Raw genomic sequence first — 14,617 nt, forward strand, 5'->3', positions numbered from 1 at the left:
GCGATGATCGAGCGGTTCCTTCCCGGGCTCGACGCCCTCATGGCGGAGCCGCTCGACACGCATGCGGTGTCGGTCGCCTTTCCCGGCGACATGGATCCGCACGAGCGCGAGGGCCGGTTCGGCGTGTTTCTCGACGCCGAACTACGCATCGCCGGGCTGGGCAGCTGCGGCGGCGGCACGCTGATCGAGACGCTGGACGATGCCGGCCAGTGGCGCCCGGCCTGCGCGATCCTCGATGTCGATCTGATCGATCTGGAGCGCGGGCGCGTCTTTTGCCGCGACGAGCTGGTTGCGCTGGGCTGCCCGCCCGGCACGCTCCTCCAGTTCGGCACGCTGGAAGACCGGTGGGACGGGGCGCTGTGGCATCTCGATCTGCCGCGCTCGTTCGACGAGGACATGCTGCCCTATCGCGATAATTGAGGGGCGGATGCAAAAAGGGGTTGCGCTACCCCCGATCCTCGGTTAGGCGCCGCACCTCACCGCGCGCCCGTAGCTCAGCTGGATAGAGCATCAGACTACGAATCTGAGGGTCGGACGTTCGAATCGTTCCGGGCGCGCCATTTCTCCTGACATCGCAAACGCCGTACCGCACCTCATCGTGCGGGCCCCGGCACATGCTCAGAGCAGGACGTCGACCGCGTGGATCGCCACGCCGACCAGCCCGCCGACGACGGTACCGTTGATCCGGATATATTGCAGGTCGCGCCCCACGGCGTTTTCCAGCCGCGAGGTGACCGTCTCCGCGTCCCAGCCGCGAATCGTGTCGGAGACGAGCCGGACGATACCGTCGCCATAGTCCGATGCCGCCCCCACCGCGGCGCGGCGCACGAAGCGGTTGATCGTCCGCGCAAGCTTCGCGTCGGTCTGCAGGGTGCCGCCGAACTGGCGCAGCGCCTCGCCCATGCGGCCGCCCAGCGCCCGCTCGGGATCGCGCGCCAGCCGCAACATCGCGGCGCGGCTCTGCTCCCACAACCCGTCGATCCAGCGCTGGAAGCCCTGATTCTCCAGCATCTCGAGCTTGAAGCTCTCCACCCGCGCCTGCAGCTCGGGATCGTGCTGGAGGCGCTCGGCGAGGCTCTCCAGCCCCTCCTCGATCTTGGCGCGGACGGCATGGTCGGGATTTTCCGCCATCTCGTCGATCAGCTTCTTCAGCCCCTCGATGATCTTGGTGGCGAGCGTCTCGTCCAGCCCGGTCCAGCGCATCACCGATCCCGCGCGGGCATGGACCATCTCGCGGATCAGATGCTCGTTTGCCTCCAGGATGCGGGCGGCGCCCCGGATGATCGAGTCGAGCAGCGGCAAATGCCGGCCGTTGGCGATCGCCGCCGCCAAGGCCTGGCCGAACAGCGGCGCCACCTCGATTGCCCGGAGTCGCGCGGCGATCGCGCCCTTGGCCATGCCGCCCAGCCGCTCCTGATCGAGCGATTCGAGGATGTTCGCCGCCAGCCGCGACGCACCCGCGCCGATCCGCCCGGTGCCGTGCGACGGCGCCGCCAGCCAGCGCCCGGCGGCGCCGGCCACGTCCAGCCGCTGCATCCGCCGCGCGACCACGCGCGGGATCAGGAAATTGGCGCGGAGGAACTGGCCGAGCGTCTCGGCGATGCGATCCTTGTTGCGCGGAATGATCGCGGTGTGCGGGATCGGCAGGTGCAGCGGGTGGCGGAACAGCGCGGTCACCGCGAACCAGTCGGCCAGCCCGCCGACCATCGCCGCTTCGGCAAAGGCGCGGACGAAGGGCAGCGCCGGGTGCAGGCCCTGGAAATGGCGGGCGGCGAGGAACAGCGCCGCCATCGCCAGCAGCAGCCCGGTCGCGACCATCCGCATCCGGCGCAGGCCGGCGGGCGGAGGATCGCTCCGAAGGCGGGGGGGGAGGCTCATGGCAGGTGCAACGCCGCGAAGGCCCCGTCCGCTCCGCTCACCCTTCGCGATGCACCGCGAACGGGCCGTTGCCCTGGTTCACCGGCATCAGTTCCAGCGTGTTGACCGCGAAGTGCGGCGGCAGCGTCGCCACCCACAGCATCGTCTCGGCGATATCCTCGGCGGTCATCGGGTTGACGCCTGCATAGACCTTGTCCGAGGCTTCCTGGCTGCCGGTGCGGACCAGGGTGAACTCGGTCTCGACCATGCCCGGCTCGATCGAGGTGACGCGCACGCCGGTGCCGATCAGGTCGGCGCGCAAGTTGAGCGTGAACTGGCGGACGAACGCCTTGGTCGCGCCGTAGACGTTGCCGCCCGGATAGGGATAGGTGGCGGCGACCGACGACAGGTTGATGATCCCGCCCTTGCGCGCGACCAGGCCCGGCAGCAGCTTGTGGGTGATCGAAACCAGTGCGGTGACGTTGGTGTCGATCATCGTCCGCCAGTTTTCGAGCGACGCCTTGTGCGCGGGCTCAAGGCCGAGCGCGAGGCCGGCATTGTTGATCAGCAGGTCGATCTCGGAAAAGGGCGCGGGCAGGCTGTCCAGCGCCGCATCGCGCGCGGCGTCGTCGCGGATGTCGAAGGCGAGGGTGTGGACGCGCTCGCCGGCCAGCTTTTCCAGGCGATCGGCGCGGCGGCCGGTCGCCACCACATGCCAGCCGGCGTCCGCAAAGGCACGGACCGAAGCTTCGCCGATCCCGGCGGTGGCGCCGGTGATGAGTACGGTAGGCATGGAAAACTCCTGGGATGACGGGTTTGGCTTCCTATACGCGCGTCGCGACGGTTTGGATCAGCTTTTTGCGGGGTTGCAGCCGGAAGCGCCAGTTCCGGCGGGGCCGCTGACCGACCGGCACAGCATCGGCTGTGCGTCGGCGGGGTAGAGCGGCATCCGTGTCTCCATCTCCCTCGCCCGCTTGCGGGAGAGGGAAAGTACGCCCGGTTCGCATTGGACCACCGTGGCCTGAAAGCGAGCGGTTAGCTGCCGTTCACCCGTGCGAACGAATACCGTCCGCCATCCGCAGCATCACCAAGCAATTCTAATTGGCGAGGATGAGCTGGATCGTCGATACGTAGCTTCAGCGGGTAAGCATCAGACCTGACCACGATGGCATGCGCTGACGCTCCAACGTATGCCGTTGGCAGAACATACGGGCCTGCCTTATCCCGCTCGACGATGTAATCAACGCGCTGATTTGCAACGGTCATCACCCCGTCGTGCAAAACGATCGTGCCGCAACAGCCGTTCGAATATCGGCCGTTTGCGATGCTCGTCGGCAAACGCGGTTCTCCCGAGAGCGCAATGTAAACCCACGCGCAAAGAACCATGACGACGGTGGCGATCCCAACAGTCTTGCTCGCGCGCATAATGCCTGTTTGAACTGGCATAGGCATGTCCGCAACCAGGCGCGAACAGCCAGCTGGCTTCAGGATGCCACCACCCAGAACGCCGACGATGCACGACATGGCGCTGCCGGAAAGGAGGCAAGGGGACAATCGAAGGTCGAAACCGACTTCAACCGCCCCCTCGCTGGTCCGCTAACCCCTCGCCGGCCGCCCGTCGAGCGACAGATCAAACGTCGAGATTGGCGACGCTGAGCGCATTCTCCTGGATGAAGTCGCGGCGTGGTTCGACCACGTCGCCCATCAGCTGGGTGAAGATCGCGTCGGCGACATCGGCCTGGTCGATCGCGACCTGCAGCATCGAGCGGTTCTGCGGATCGAGCGTGGTTTCCCACAGCTGCTCCGCGTTCATCTCGCCCAGACCCTTGTAGCGCTGGATGGCGAGGCCCTTGCGCCCGAAGGCGAGGATCGCGTCGAGCAGCTGCGAGGGACGCGACACCAGGCTTTCGCCCTTGCCCACCGCGACGGGCGCCTCGTCCTCGGGCACCGGCGCATCCACCTCGGTCGCGAGGCCCTTGTTCGAGACCAGTTTCGACGGCGTCAGATACGCCGCCGCCTGCTCGCTCGCCAGCGTGTGCAGCTTGCGCGCCTCGGCCGAGACGAGGAAATTCGCCTCGACGATGTGGTGATCGGTCACCCCGCGCCACAGCCGCTCGAAATGATAGCCGCCATCCTCGGTGATGCGTGCGCTCCACCGGGCTTCGGTATCGGCGGCGTCGAGCCGGTGGACGACCGTCTTGAGCTCCTCGGCATGGCGCTCGCGGCTGACCGAGGGATCCAGCGCGCCGCCCAGCGCCAGCGATTCGATGATCATCGGATCGTAGCGGCGCGGCACGTAGCGCATCAGCGTTCGCATGCGGCGGGCATGCTCGACCAACGTGCGCAGGTCCTCGCCGGAGCGCTGGCTGCCATTGGTGTCGAGCACCGTGCCGCCCACGCCCGCATCGACCAGATACTGGTCGAGCGCGGCATCGTCCTTCAGATACACCTCGGACCGGCCCTTGGTCGCCTTATAGAGCGGCGGCTGGGCGATATAGAGGTGCCCGTTGGTGATGATCTCGGGCATCTGGCGGTAGAAGAAGGTCAGCAACAGCGTGCGGATGTGCGCGCCGTCCACGTCGGCGTCGGTCATGATGACGATCTTGTGGTAGCGCAGCTTCTCGATGTTGAAGTCGTCGCGGATGCCGGTGCCGAGCGCGGTGATGATCGTGCCGATTTCGCGGCTGGCGAGCATCCGGTCGAAGCGCGCGCGCTCGACGTTGAGGATCTTGCCGCGCAGCGGCAGGATCGCCTGGAAGTGGCGATCGCGGCCCTGCTTGGCCGAGCCGCCGGCCGAGTCACCCTCGACGAAGAAGAGTTCGGACTTGGCGGGATCGCGCTCCTGGCAGTCGGCGAGCTTGCCGGGCAGGCTGGCGATGTCCATCACGCCCTTGCGGCGGGTGAGCTCGCGGGCGCGCTTGGCGGCCTCGCGCGCGGCGGCGGCGTCGATCACCTTCTGGATGATCTGCTTGGCGACCGCGGGGTTCTCTTCCAGCCACTCGGCCAGCTTGTCGGCCATCAGGCTTTCGAGCGGCTGGCGGACTTCGGAGGAGACCAGCTTGTCCTTGGTCTGGCTGCTGAACTTGGGGTCCGGCAGCTTGACCGAGACGATCGCGGTGAGCCCCTCGCGCATATCGTCGCCGGTGAGGGAGACCTTCTCCTTCTTCAGCATCCCCGACTTGTCGGCATAGTTGTTGAGCGTGCGGGTCAGCGCCGCGCGGAAGGCGGCCAAGTGGGTGCCGCCGTCGCGCTGCGGGATGTTGTTGGTGAAGCAGAGGACGTTTTCGTAATAGCTGTCGTTCCACTCGAGCGCGACGTCGATCGTCACGTCGTCGCGGGTGCCGCTGATCGCCACCGGATCGGGCATCAGCGCGACCTTGTTGCGATCGAGATACTTCACGAACGCGGCGATGCCGCCTTCGTAGAACAGCTCTACTTCCTTCACTTCCTCGTGCCGCGCGTCGCGCAGGAACAGGCGTACGCCCGAATTGAGGAAGGCGAGCTCGCGATAGCGGTGCTCGAGCTTCTCGAAATCATATTCGGTGATCTTGAACGTGTCTGGGCTGGCGAGGAAGGTCACGCGGGTGCCCTTCTTGCCGTTTGCCGGGCCGATCACCTTCAAGGGCGCTTCGGCATCGCCGTGGCGGAAGCGCATGTAATGCTCCTCGCCGTCGCGCCAGATGTTGAGATCGAGCCACTCGCTGAGCGCGTTGACCACCGACACGCCCACGCCGTGCAGACCGCCCGAGACCTTGTAGGCGTTGCTGTCCGAGGTGTTCTCGAACTTGCCGCCCGCATGGAGCTGCGTCATGATCACTTCGGCGGCGGACACGCCCTCTTCGGAGTGGATGCCGGTCGGGATGCCGCGGCCGTTATCCTCGACCGAGACTGATCCGTCGGCGTTGAGCGTGATCTGGATCAGGTCGCAATGCCCGGCCAGCGCCTCGTCGATCGCGTTGTCGGAAACCTCGAACACCATGTGGTGCAGGCCCGAGCCGTCGTCGGTGTCGCCGATATACATGCCGGGGCGCTTGCGGACCGCATCCAGGCCCTTGAGGACCTTGATCGAGTCGGCGCCATATTCGTTCGCGTTGGGATCGTTCGTCTTGGGAGTGTCTGCCATGCCGAGGATATAGGGATTCGAGGGGCGGAACGAAAGCAAAATGGCGGCCGCCGCGCCTCGCAATCGAGGCCGGCGATCCCATATCGACCGCCATGGCGCTTGGCAGCTGGCTCACCCCCGATCCTACCGGGATCTATCTCCCGGCGGCGGATGCGTGGATCGACCCGTCCAAGCCGGTTGCCCGCGCGATCGTGACGCACGGCCATGCCGATCACGCCCGCGGCGGGCATGGCGAGGTGTGGGCGACGCCGGGCACGCTGGCGATCATGGCGGCGCGCTACGGGCCGCAGAACGGGCGGCCGGTCGACTATGGCGAGCGCGTCACGCTCGGCCCGATCGAGGTGGGCTTCGTCCCCGCCGGGCATGTGCTGGGCTCGGCACAGGTCGTGCTCGACCATGCCGGCGAGCGGATCGTGGTCTCGGGCGACTATAAGCGCCGCCCCGATCCCACCTGCACGCCCTTCCAGCCGGTGCAGTGCGACGTGTTCATCACCGAGGCCACCTTCGGCCTTCCCGTATTCCGCCACCCCGAGACGACCGACGAGATCGACAAGCTGCTGACGGCACTCCGCACCGAGCCCGAACGCTGCGTGCTGGTCGGCGCCTATGCGCTGGGCAAGGCGCAGCGGGTGATCGCCGAGCTGCGCGGCATGGGCTTCGACGATCCGATCTACCTCCACGGCGCGCTGCAGGCGCTGTGCGACCTCTATGTCGAACACGGCGTGGCGCTGGGCGAGCTCCGCCCGGCCACCGGCGTCGCGAAGAAGGAACTGGAGGGGCGGATCATCCTCTGCCCGCCGGGGGCGCTGAGCGATCGCTGGTCGCGGCGGCTGCCCGACCCGATCACCGCGATGGCGAGCGGCTGGATGCGCGTCCGCCAGCGCGCCCGCCAGCGCAACGTCGAGCTGCCGCTGATCCTGTCCGACCATGCCGATTGGGACGAACTGACCCGCACTATCGAGGAACTGGCCCCCCGCGAAGTGTGGGTGACACATGGCCGTGAGGATGCGCTGGTACATTGGTGCAGGCTCCGGCAGATCCGCGCGCGAGCGCTCGATCTCGCCGGGTTCGAGGACGAAGACGATTGAGGGAGTTTCGGTGATGGCGAACGGCAAGACCTGGGCCTGGGTGGGCGGCCTGCTGGGCGGCGCGGCGATCGCGGGCGCGGCGACCTATTACGCGTTCGAGAAGGCGAGCGAGCAGCCGCCCTTCACGCTGGTGGAAAAGGACGGCAAGTTCGAGATTCGCGACTATCCCGAGCTGGTGGTGGCCGAGACCCGCGCGATCGGCGCGCGCGACGCGGCCCTCAACGCCGGCTTCTCGCGCCTTGCCGACTATATCTTCGCCAAGCGGCGCGGCGACAATGGCGGCAGCGGCGGCGAGAAGATTTCGATGACCGCCCCGGTGCTCAGCGCCAAGCAGGATGCCAGCTGGCGGACGCAGTTCGTAATGCCGTCCAAGTTCACCCTGGCGACGCTGCCCAAGCCTGCCGACAATGTCGATCTGGCAACCCGCCCGGCACGCCGCGTGGCGGTGCTGCGCTTCGCTGGCTCGCCCGACGACGCGGCGCTGGACAAGCGCGAGGCCGAGCTGCGCAGCTGGCTCGCGGCGAAGGGCATCAACGGCGGCGCGGTGGAATATGCCTTCTACAACTCGCCCTTCATCCCGGGTCCGCTGCGCCGGAATGAGGTGCTGATCACGCTGTAATCTAAGGTGTGGGGGGCGTGGCGCTCGTCCCCCCAGCCGCCATCCCGGCGAAAGCCGGGATGACCCTAGGTTGGCAACATCAGGCGCAACTTCTGCCGCGATCTTGCCGCCGAGCCTTTCTAGAGAACCTCCATGACGATTCGTCCGCTCCTCGCCGCCGCTGCGGCTGTCGCTTCGTTCCTCGTTCCGGCCGCCGCTGAGGCCCAGGCGCGCGATCCGTTCGGCGAGTGTCTGCGCGCGCATAGCAGCCGCGCCGATCGCGACGTGCTGATCCGCTGGGTGTTCGCCGCCGTCGCCCAGAGCGGCGCGGTGCGTGACATGGTGAAGCTGGACGAGGGGCGTCGCGCGCAGGCGAGCCAGCAGGCGGGGCAGCTGATCACCCGGCTCGTCACCCGCGATTGCCGTGCGCAAGCGATGGACCGGATGAAGCGCGATCCCGGCGCCGTCCAGAACAGCTTCACCGCCCTCGGTCGTGTTGCGCTGATGGATCTGGCGCAGGATCCCAATGTCGTCGGCACGCTCGCCGGCGTCCTTCAGTACACGGACATGGGCAGCATCACGATGATGCTGATGGAAGGCGGCCTGCGCCCCGGCGGCTGACCTGCGCCGTAGTCCGCTTGCCGCCGCCGTCGCGCCCGCTTGCACATCGTGAGGCGCGATGGGTTTCCCGCCTGGCGATGCGCGCTTCCCGACGCTAGGGTGCCGGCCGACCCGTAGACGCGGGGAAGGGGGATGATGATGCTTGGATGGTTGGCCTATCTATCGGTTGCCGCGATGGCGCCCGCGCCGATGCAGGTGCAGGGCAAGCCGCAGCTTGCCGCGTGCCTGAAGGCGCACATGACCACGCAAGACCGGGGCATCCTAGTGCGCTGGATCTTCGCCGGCATGGCGCGCTCCGCGCTGGTCCAGGACATGTCGAAGGTCAGCGAGGAACAGCGCGTTATCGCAATGCGCGAGGCCGGCAAGGTGATCGAGCGGCTGATGATCGCGGATTGTCGCGCCGAGACGGTAACTGTGATGAAGGCCAATGGCGTTGAGGGTACCGAGGAGGCATTCGGCCAAGTCGGCGAAGCCGCCATGGCCGACCTGATGACCGACAGCGAGGTGATGGCCACCTTCGCGGGAATCATCCGCTATGTCGACATGAACGCGCTGATGAAGCTGCTGCTCGACGGCGGCGTGATGGACAAGAAGAAGTAAGGCGACGGCGCCGGTCGGGTGCGGCTCAGCGCGCGAGCTGTACCCGCGCAACGACCGGATAATGGTCGCTCGGATAGACCGGACCCTGGTGCGTATCCACGGTCGCGATCCGCTCCACCTTGACGCCGCGGGTCAGGATCCAGTCGATCCGGCTGTCGCCCTTGCCGGTGAAGCCGTGGAAGGTGAACCCGGGACCGCGATGGTCCGGCCTGGCGAGCCAGGCGTCGGACAGCGTCTTCGTCAGAACGGCGTGGGCCGGCTTGTCGTCGGTGGTATTGAAATCGCCGGTGACGATCACCGGGAGCGCCGCCGGCCCCGCGGCGATGCGATCGGCCAGCAGCCGCGCGCCGCGGGTGCGGGCATCGTCGTCCTCGTCGCGATAGGGGAAATGGGTGTTGTAGAAGCGGAAACGCCGGCCGTCCTTCGTCTCGAACGTCGCCCAGGTGACCATGCGGGGGAAGGGATGCCCCCAGCTGATGCTGCCGGGCACCTCCGGCGTGTCGGAGAGCCAGAACTGGCCCTGCTCGATCAGCTTCAGCCGATCGTGCCGGTAGAACACGCCCATATGCTCGTCGGCATGCCCGCCGCGCCGGTCGATGCCGAACCAGCGATAGCGGGGCAGCGCCTTCACGATATCGTCGCCCTGGCGCTGGAAGAGTTCCTGCGTGCCGATCAGGTCCGGGTCGGCGGCGCGGATCGTCGCAATGGTAAGGGCGCGGCGCTTTTCCCACAGATTGGCGCCATCGTCCGGGCTGGGATAGCGGATGTTAAGGCTCATCACCGTGAGCGCCGGACCGCCCTGCGCCAGTGCCGGCGCGCACGCCAGCATCGCGGCGATCGCCGCCATCCACCGCCAGAAACGCATCATCAACCCGCTCCTTCGAGAGCCTTTTGGCGTCGGCGCTGGACCGAACTGCCGATACCCATTGCCTCGCGGTACTTGGCCACCGTCCGGCGCGCGATGTCGAAGCCTTTGGCGTTGAGCAGCTCAACCAGCGTGTCGTCGGACAGGATCTTCTTGGGATCCTCCGCCGCGATCAGCGATTTGATCGCGCTCTTCACCGCCTCGGCCGAAACCGCCTCGCCGCCATCGGCCGACTGGATCGCGCTAGTGAAGAAATATTTCAGTTCGAAGAGGCCGCGCGCGCAGCTCAGATATTTGTTGCTGGTGACGCGGCTGACCGTCGATTCGTGCATCTCGATCGCGTCGGCCACCTGGCGCAGCGTCAGCGGGCGGAGGTGGGCCACGCCTTTCAGGAAAAAGCCTTCCTGCTGTTTCACGATCTCGCTCGCCACCTTGATGATCGTGCGCTGGCGCTGGTCGAGCGCCTTGACCAGCCAGTTGGCGCTGGCGAGCATGTCGGTGAGCCAGGCCTTGCTCGCCTTGTCCTGCTTGCCCGACGAAACCTCGGCATAATAGGCGCGGTTGACCAGCAGTCGCGGTAGCGTCGCGGCGTTGATCTCCACCATCCAGCCGGCTCCGCGCCGCGCGACGAACAGGTCGGGGGTCACCGCCGGTACCGGATCGCCGCCATAGCGGCAGCCGGGCTTGGGATCGTAGCTTCTTAGCTCGCGAATCATGTCGGCGAGATCCTCGTCGTCGACATTGCAGATCCGCCGTAGCCGGCCGAGATCGCCGCGCGCGACCAGCTCCAGATTGTCGATCAGCCGCGCCATGCAGGGATCGTAGCGATCCGCCTCCTTGGCCTGGAGCGCGAGGCATTCGGCGAGGTCGCGCGCCCCGACACCGGTCGGATCGAAGGTCTGGATCACGCCCAGCACCGCCTCGACCCGGGCGAGCGACACGCCCAGCCGCTCGGCGATTTCGCGCAAGGGGACGGTGAGGTAGCCGCACTCGTCGATCTGGTCGATCAGATGCTGGGCGATGAACAGGTCCGGCCCGGCGACGGTCGATCCGGCCTGCGCGAGCAGGTGGTCGGCCAGGCTCAGCTCGCCGCTGCCGAGACTGTCGAGATCGGGGCCGTCCTCGGAGGCGCCGCCGCTCGCGCCGTTCAGCCCCAGGCTGCCATCCAAGCCACCGATCATGTCGGAGGCCGAATCATGGTGGAAGGCCTCGGTCGCGAGATCGACGTCGAGCGCCGCCTCGCCCGACGCCTCGCCGCCCCCGAGGATCAGTTCGCTGGCGTCGGCCGGGCCATCGCGCGGCTCGAACGCCTCCGCCTCGCCCATCGGCTCGGACGGGCCGTCGTCGTCCCCCCCGCCGGCATCGAGCAGCGGATTGCGCTCCAGCTCCTCGGCGATGAAGGTCTCGATCTCGAGGTTCGACAGCGCCAGCAGCTTGATCGCCTGCTGGAGCTGGGGCGTCATCACCAGCGATTGCGACTGGCGCAGATCGAGGCGAGGCGCGAGACTCATACGCGTTAGAGCGAGAAGCTTTCGCCGAGATAGAGCCGGCGGACATTCTCGTCGCGGACCAGATCGTCGGGCGAGCCGGCGAACAGCACGCGGCCGTCATAGATGATATATCCGCGATCGACGATTTCCAGCGTCTCGCGGACATTATGGTCGGTAATCAGCACGCCGATGCCGCGCTGCTTCAGCTGCTTCACCAGATCGCGAATGTCGGCGATCGAGATCGGGTCGATGCCGGCGAACGGCTCGTCGAGCAGGATGATCGTCGGGTTGGCCGCCAGAGCGCGGGCGATCTCGGCGCGGCGCCGTTCGCCGCCGGATAGTGCCATTGCGGGCGAGGTGCGTAGCCGGGTGAGGCCGAACTCGTCGAGCAGCTCGTCCAGCCGCGCCTGGCGCGCATCGCGGTCCGGCTCGGCCAGCTCGAGCACGGCAGAGATGTTCTTCTCGACGCTCAGGCCGCGGAAGATCGAGGTTTCCTGCGGCAGATAGCCGAGGCCCAGGATCGCTCGGCGGTACATGGGCAGGCGGGTAATGTCCTCGCCGTCGAGCATGATGCGGCCGCTGTCCGGCTTCACCAGACCCATCACCGAATAGAAGCAGGTCGTCTTGCCAGCACCGTTCGGCCCGAGAAGGCCGACGACTTCGCCGCGCCCGACCGAGACCGACACGTCCGTCAGCACGGTGCGCTTGTCGTACGACTTGGCGATCGAAACTACCGCGAGCCCGCGATCGGGCAGCGGCATGGGATCGGGGGCAGACTGGTCGGGGGCGGCGATGGCGACGTCGGTCATGACGGCTCCTGCTGAGTAAACGCTGGTCTGGTCCCCGCCCGCTGCGTGGCCGCTTGGCAGGGTTCCTGCATGATAACGCGCGCGAAGAAAAGGCTTTGCAAGGCGTGCCGTGGCATTGCCCCGGCCTATTGCTTCGGCGCGTCGCTCGAGTCGCGCTTCGGCACCGAGAAGCGCCCGGTCACTCGGCCGCCACTGTTCTGCGTGTTCGGACCCGCAGGCGCACCCCCGAAGGTCGCGCGGCTGGTATCCAGGTTGATCGTCAGGCGCGGGCCGGCCGCGTTGGCGACGTTCGATCCCGCCTGCTGCAGCGTGACGTTGCCGATCATGGTGATAATCCGCCGATCGACATCATACACCGCATAGCTGGAGCGCGCGGTCTGGTTCGGGCGGGTCACGGTGACGCCGCCTGTGGCATCTACCCGCGTCGCCTGGGGCGAACCGCTCACTGCGCTGCCGGTATAGGCGATCGTCACGCGCGCGGCGCGCAGCGTCATGTCCGCCTGCTTGATCACGACATTGCCGCTCAGCAGTGCGCGGCTGGCCTTGTCGTCCAGCTGGATGCTGCGCGCGTCAAAGTCGATCGGGGCGTCCGAGTTGTGGCGCGATTGCCCGGCCGCCGGAACGGCGGCGAGGAGCAGCGGCAGCCCGAGGGCGAGCGAAGCGAGAGCGCGAGTCATCAGGGTCTCCTTGCCGGCTTCGGCATCATCCGCAAGTGCGCATTGCCGTCGAGTGAGATCACGCGCTTATCGAGATCGGCGCGAAGGCGATCGGCGCGGAACGTGCCGGTCGGGGTGTTGCCGGTCACCGCACCGCCGCTTTCCAGCTGCCGCGTCTTGAGGTCGATCGTCGCGTCATGGGTGTTGAGGATATAGCCGTCGGTCGTCTGGAACTTGATCGGGCCGTCGATCATCACCTGGTCGCTGTTCAGATTGTACCGGCCGTGATTCGCCACCAGCGTCGCCGGGCCATCGGTGAGGCTTAGGCGCGCATTGAGCTCGTTTAGCTGCACCACGGGCTCGGCCGAGCTCTTCTGCACCGCGGAGCCCGCATGCAGTTCGAACTGGCGGCCCTTCGAATCTTCGCCGCGATAGTCCGCCGCGACGATCTTCAGTCGCTCGGGCGACATTGCCACCTTGTTCTTGTCGAGCACGAAGCTGACATCGCCGCCCATGAACAGCGGCGCGGAGACGAGGAACGCCGCCAACGCGCCGATCATCACTGGCAGGAACACCAGGGTGACGCGCACGGCGCGATCATGGTTGCTCCCGGGATGGGCCCAGGCGCGGCGCTGCGTGCGCAATCGAGCGGCGATCTCAGACATAGGCTTCCTTGTGGGGAGCCGAAACGATCCAGACAACCACTCGATCCGCGCCGCGATCAGGCATGGGCGAAGATATCCGTGTCCGGCCATCCGGCGATGTCGAGTTCGGCCCGCCACGGCAGGAAGTCGAAGCAGGCCTGCGCCATCTCCATCCGGCCCTCGCGCTCGAGTCGCTTGTCGAGCTCGACCTTCATGGCGTGGAGGAAGCGGACATCGGACGCGGCATAGTCGCGCTGGGCGTCGGACAGCTCCGCACCGCCCCAATCCGACGACTGCTGCTGCTTGGAGATTTCAGCGCCGACCAGCTCGCGCGCGAGGTCCTTGAGGCCGTGGCGATCGGTATAGGTGCGCACAAGCCGCGAGGCGATCTTGGTGCAATAGACCGGCCCGGCGGTCACGCCGAGGTAGAAGCGGATTGCCGCCAGATCGAACCGCGCGAAGTGATAGAGCTTCAGCCGCTCCGGATCGGCCAGCACCGCGCGCAGGTTCGGCGCAGCGTAGTTGGACTGCGGGCCGAAGCGCACCAGATGCTCGTCCCCCGAACCGTCGGACAGCTGGACCAGGCACAGCCGGTCGCGCGGCGTGATCAGGCCCATCGTCTCGGTGTCGACGGCGATGGAGGCGCCGGGGGCGAACACGCCTTCCGGCAGGTCTTCTTCGTGGAAATGGACGGTCATCGCGCTCGCGTAGCGAGGTTGGCCGCGTACCTCAATGCTTTGCGTTGCCTGCACGACTTTGCATCCCGCCGATTCGCACGCTATGGCACGGATGCTCTCCCTATAGGCGTTTATGGATCCAACACTGGATGGGTCACGGTGCCCGACGGCGAGAAAACGTCACCACCGTTGCCCTGCGGACACTTTCCTGCTGCAAACCGGACGATCGCGCGATTTTCGTTCGCGCACCCTGTTTTTTTGGGGTATGACTCTTCCCCGGGCGCTAGGTTAGCGCCGGAAGACCTGCGTTTTTCGTCCGGCGCTCGGGTTTTGATTGGTAGTTTGTAGGGCGAACCGGGAAGACGAACAGGGCATGAGTTTCGATAGAGGACGTCGCGGCGAGCGCGGTGGGCGCGGCAGGGACAAGCGCGATGGTTTCGGCGACGATAACTTCGGCGGCGGCGGCTTTGGCGGCGGCTTCGAAGATCGCGGCGGCTTTGGTGGTGGCGGTCGCGGCGGCTTCGGCGGCGGTGGCGGCTTCGGCGGTGGCGGCGGCTTCCGCGGCGGTGGCGGCGGCTTCGGCGGCGGC

General features: G+C 67.0%; 15 protein-coding genes, 1 tRNA gene and 1 pseudogene. 6 read left to right on the plus strand and 11 right to left on the minus strand.

Translation table 11 applies throughout. The annotated features are described in order from the left end of the window. Positions 1-3: 3 nt before the first annotated feature. Complete coding sequence (locus tag KK7_RS0102930) at positions 4-420, plus strand: hypothetical protein (protein ID WP_010543150.1); 417 nt, start codon at positions 4-6, stop codon at positions 418-420. 63 nt (positions 421-483) lie between these two features. Continuing rightward, positions 484-560 (plus strand) — tRNA-Arg (locus tag KK7_RS0102935). Positions 561-618: 58 nt separating this feature from the next. Here the strand turns inward: KK7_RS0102935 and KK7_RS0102940 are convergent. The 4 genes from KK7_RS0102940 to gyrB form a co-directional block, all read right to left on the minus strand. After that, positions 619-1,878, minus strand: coding sequence for a DUF445 domain-containing protein (locus KK7_RS0102940; protein WP_051121221.1), 1,260 nt, complete (start codon positions 1,876-1,878; stop codon positions 619-621). 37 nt (positions 1,879-1,915) lie between these two features. Further along, positions 1,916-2,650, minus strand: a complete 735-nt coding sequence (locus tag KK7_RS0102945; RefSeq protein ID WP_010543152.1) for an SDR family NAD(P)-dependent oxidoreductase — start codon at positions 2,648-2,650, stop codon at positions 1,916-1,918. 242 nt (positions 2,651-2,892) lie between these two features. After that, positions 2,893-3,381, minus strand: coding sequence for a hypothetical protein (locus KK7_RS22435; protein ID WP_138983907.1), 489 nt, complete (start codon positions 3,379-3,381; stop codon positions 2,893-2,895). 106 nt (positions 3,382-3,487) lie between these two features. Next, a complete protein-coding gene (gene gyrB / locus KK7_RS0102955; protein ID WP_010543153.1) occupies positions 3,488-5,980 on the minus strand; it encodes a DNA topoisomerase (ATP-hydrolyzing) subunit B in 2,493 nt (830 codons plus the stop codon). Positions 5,981-6,072: 92 nt separating this feature from the next. Between gyrB and KK7_RS0102960 the strand changes: the two genes are divergently transcribed. The 4 genes from KK7_RS0102960 (at position 6,073) to KK7_RS0102975 (ending at position 8,887) form a co-directional block, all read left to right on the plus strand. Next, a complete protein-coding gene (locus KK7_RS0102960; protein ID WP_010543154.1) occupies positions 6,073-7,068 on the plus strand; it encodes a ligase-associated DNA damage response exonuclease in 996 nt (331 codons plus the stop codon). 13 nt (positions 7,069-7,081) lie between these two features. Continuing rightward, positions 7,082-7,687 (plus strand): SOUL family heme-binding protein, encoded by a 606-nt coding sequence (locus KK7_RS0102965; protein ID WP_010543155.1) that lies wholly within the window; start codon positions 7,082-7,084, stop codon positions 7,685-7,687. A gap of 132 nt (positions 7,688-7,819) precedes the next feature. Then, positions 7,820-8,287: a hypothetical protein gene (locus tag KK7_RS0102970; protein ID WP_010543156.1), complete on the plus strand. Its 468-nt coding sequence runs from the start codon at positions 7,820-7,822 to the stop codon at positions 8,285-8,287. Positions 8,288-8,419: 132 nt separating this feature from the next. After that, positions 8,420-8,887 carry a hypothetical protein gene (locus KK7_RS0102975; protein WP_010543157.1) on the plus strand — a complete coding sequence of 156 codons (468 nt, stop codon included), beginning with the start codon at positions 8,420-8,422 and terminating at the stop codon, positions 8,885-8,887. A gap of 25 nt (positions 8,888-8,912) precedes the next feature. Here the strand turns inward: KK7_RS0102975 and KK7_RS0102980 are convergent, their stop codons facing one another. From KK7_RS0102980 to KK7_RS22185, 7 genes and pseudogenes are all read right to left on the minus strand, one after another. After that, positions 8,913-9,755 (minus strand): endonuclease/exonuclease/phosphatase family protein, encoded by an 843-nt coding sequence (locus tag KK7_RS0102980; protein WP_010543158.1) that lies wholly within the window; start codon positions 9,753-9,755, stop codon positions 8,913-8,915. Continuing rightward, a complete protein-coding gene (gene rpoN / locus KK7_RS0102985; protein ID WP_010543159.1) occupies positions 9,755-11,263 on the minus strand; it encodes an RNA polymerase factor sigma-54 in 1,509 nt (502 codons plus the stop codon). Before rpoN ends, KK7_RS0102980 begins: the two co-directional genes overlap by 1 nt. Before the next feature lie 5 nt (positions 11,264-11,268). Continuing rightward, positions 11,269-12,003 (minus strand): LPS export ABC transporter ATP-binding protein, encoded by a 735-nt coding sequence (gene lptB / locus KK7_RS0102990; RefSeq protein WP_100207500.1) that lies wholly within the window; start codon positions 12,001-12,003, stop codon positions 11,269-11,271. A 173-nt stretch (positions 12,004-12,176) separates the two neighbouring features. Beyond that, positions 12,177-12,728, minus strand: coding sequence for an LptA/OstA family protein (locus KK7_RS0102995; RefSeq protein WP_010543161.1), 552 nt, complete (start codon positions 12,726-12,728; stop codon positions 12,177-12,179). After that, a complete protein-coding gene (gene lptC, locus KK7_RS0103000; RefSeq protein WP_029622711.1) occupies positions 12,728-13,372 on the minus strand; it encodes an LPS export ABC transporter periplasmic protein LptC in 645 nt (214 codons plus the stop codon). The genes KK7_RS0102995 and lptC overlap by 1 nt, the downstream gene beginning before the upstream one ends. A 56-nt stretch (positions 13,373-13,428) precedes the next feature. Further along, the gene (locus KK7_RS0103005) at positions 13,429-14,049 is read right to left on the minus strand and encodes a ribonuclease D (protein ID WP_010543163.1); all 621 of its coding nucleotides are present in this window, start codon (positions 14,047-14,049) and stop codon (positions 13,429-13,431) included. Between the two features lie 262 nt (positions 14,050-14,311). Continuing rightward, positions 14,312-14,617: pseudogene (locus KK7_RS22185) on the minus strand (hypothetical protein); the annotation flags it as partial.

The organism is Sphingomonas elodea ATCC 31461, assembly GCF_000226955.1.
In the GTDB taxonomy this organism is placed as follows: Bacteria; Pseudomonadota; Alphaproteobacteria; order Sphingomonadales; family Sphingomonadaceae; genus Sphingomonas; species Sphingomonas elodea.

Coding starts and splice junctions, on each gene's coding strand:
- KK7_RS0102930 (WP_010543150.1), top strand. CDS start 4: ATGATCGAGCGGTTCCTTCCCGGGCTCGACGCCCTCATGGCGGAGCCG.
- KK7_RS0102940 (WP_051121221.1), bottom strand. CDS start 1,878: ATGAGCCTCCCCCCCCGCCTTCGGAGCGATCCTCCGCCCGCCGGCCTG.
- KK7_RS0102945 (WP_010543152.1), bottom strand. CDS start 2,650: ATGCCTACCGTACTCATCACCGGCGCCACCGCCGGGATCGGCGAAGCT.
- KK7_RS22435 (WP_138983907.1), bottom strand. CDS start 3,381: ATGTCGTGCATCGTCGGCGTTCTGGGTGGTGGCATCCTGAAGCCAGCT.
- gyrB (WP_010543153.1), bottom strand. CDS start 5,980: ATGGCAGACACTCCCAAGACGAACGATCCCAACGCGAACGAATATGGC.
- KK7_RS0102960 (WP_010543154.1), top strand. CDS start 6,073: ATGGCGCTTGGCAGCTGGCTCACCCCCGATCCTACCGGGATCTATCTC.
- KK7_RS0102965 (WP_010543155.1), top strand. CDS start 7,082: ATGGCGAACGGCAAGACCTGGGCCTGGGTGGGCGGCCTGCTGGGCGGC.
- KK7_RS0102970 (WP_010543156.1), top strand. CDS start 7,820: ATGACGATTCGTCCGCTCCTCGCCGCCGCTGCGGCTGTCGCTTCGTTC.
- KK7_RS0102975 (WP_010543157.1), top strand. CDS start 8,420: ATGATGATGCTTGGATGGTTGGCCTATCTATCGGTTGCCGCGATGGCG.
- KK7_RS0102980 (WP_010543158.1), bottom strand. CDS start 9,755: ATGATGCGTTTCTGGCGGTGGATGGCGGCGATCGCCGCGATGCTGGCG.
- rpoN (WP_010543159.1), bottom strand. CDS start 11,263: ATGAGTCTCGCGCCTCGCCTCGATCTGCGCCAGTCGCAATCGCTGGTG.
- lptB (WP_100207500.1), bottom strand. CDS start 12,003: ATGCCGCTGCCCGATCGCGGGCTCGCGGTAGTTTCGATCGCCAAGTCG.
- KK7_RS0102995 (WP_010543161.1), bottom strand. CDS start 12,728: ATGACTCGCGCTCTCGCTTCGCTCGCCCTCGGGCTGCCGCTGCTCCTC.
- lptC (WP_029622711.1), bottom strand. CDS start 13,372: ATGTCTGAGATCGCCGCTCGATTGCGCACGCAGCGCCGCGCCTGGGCC.
- KK7_RS0103005 (WP_010543163.1), bottom strand. CDS start 14,049: ATGACCGTCCATTTCCACGAAGAAGACCTGCCGGAAGGCGTGTTCGCC.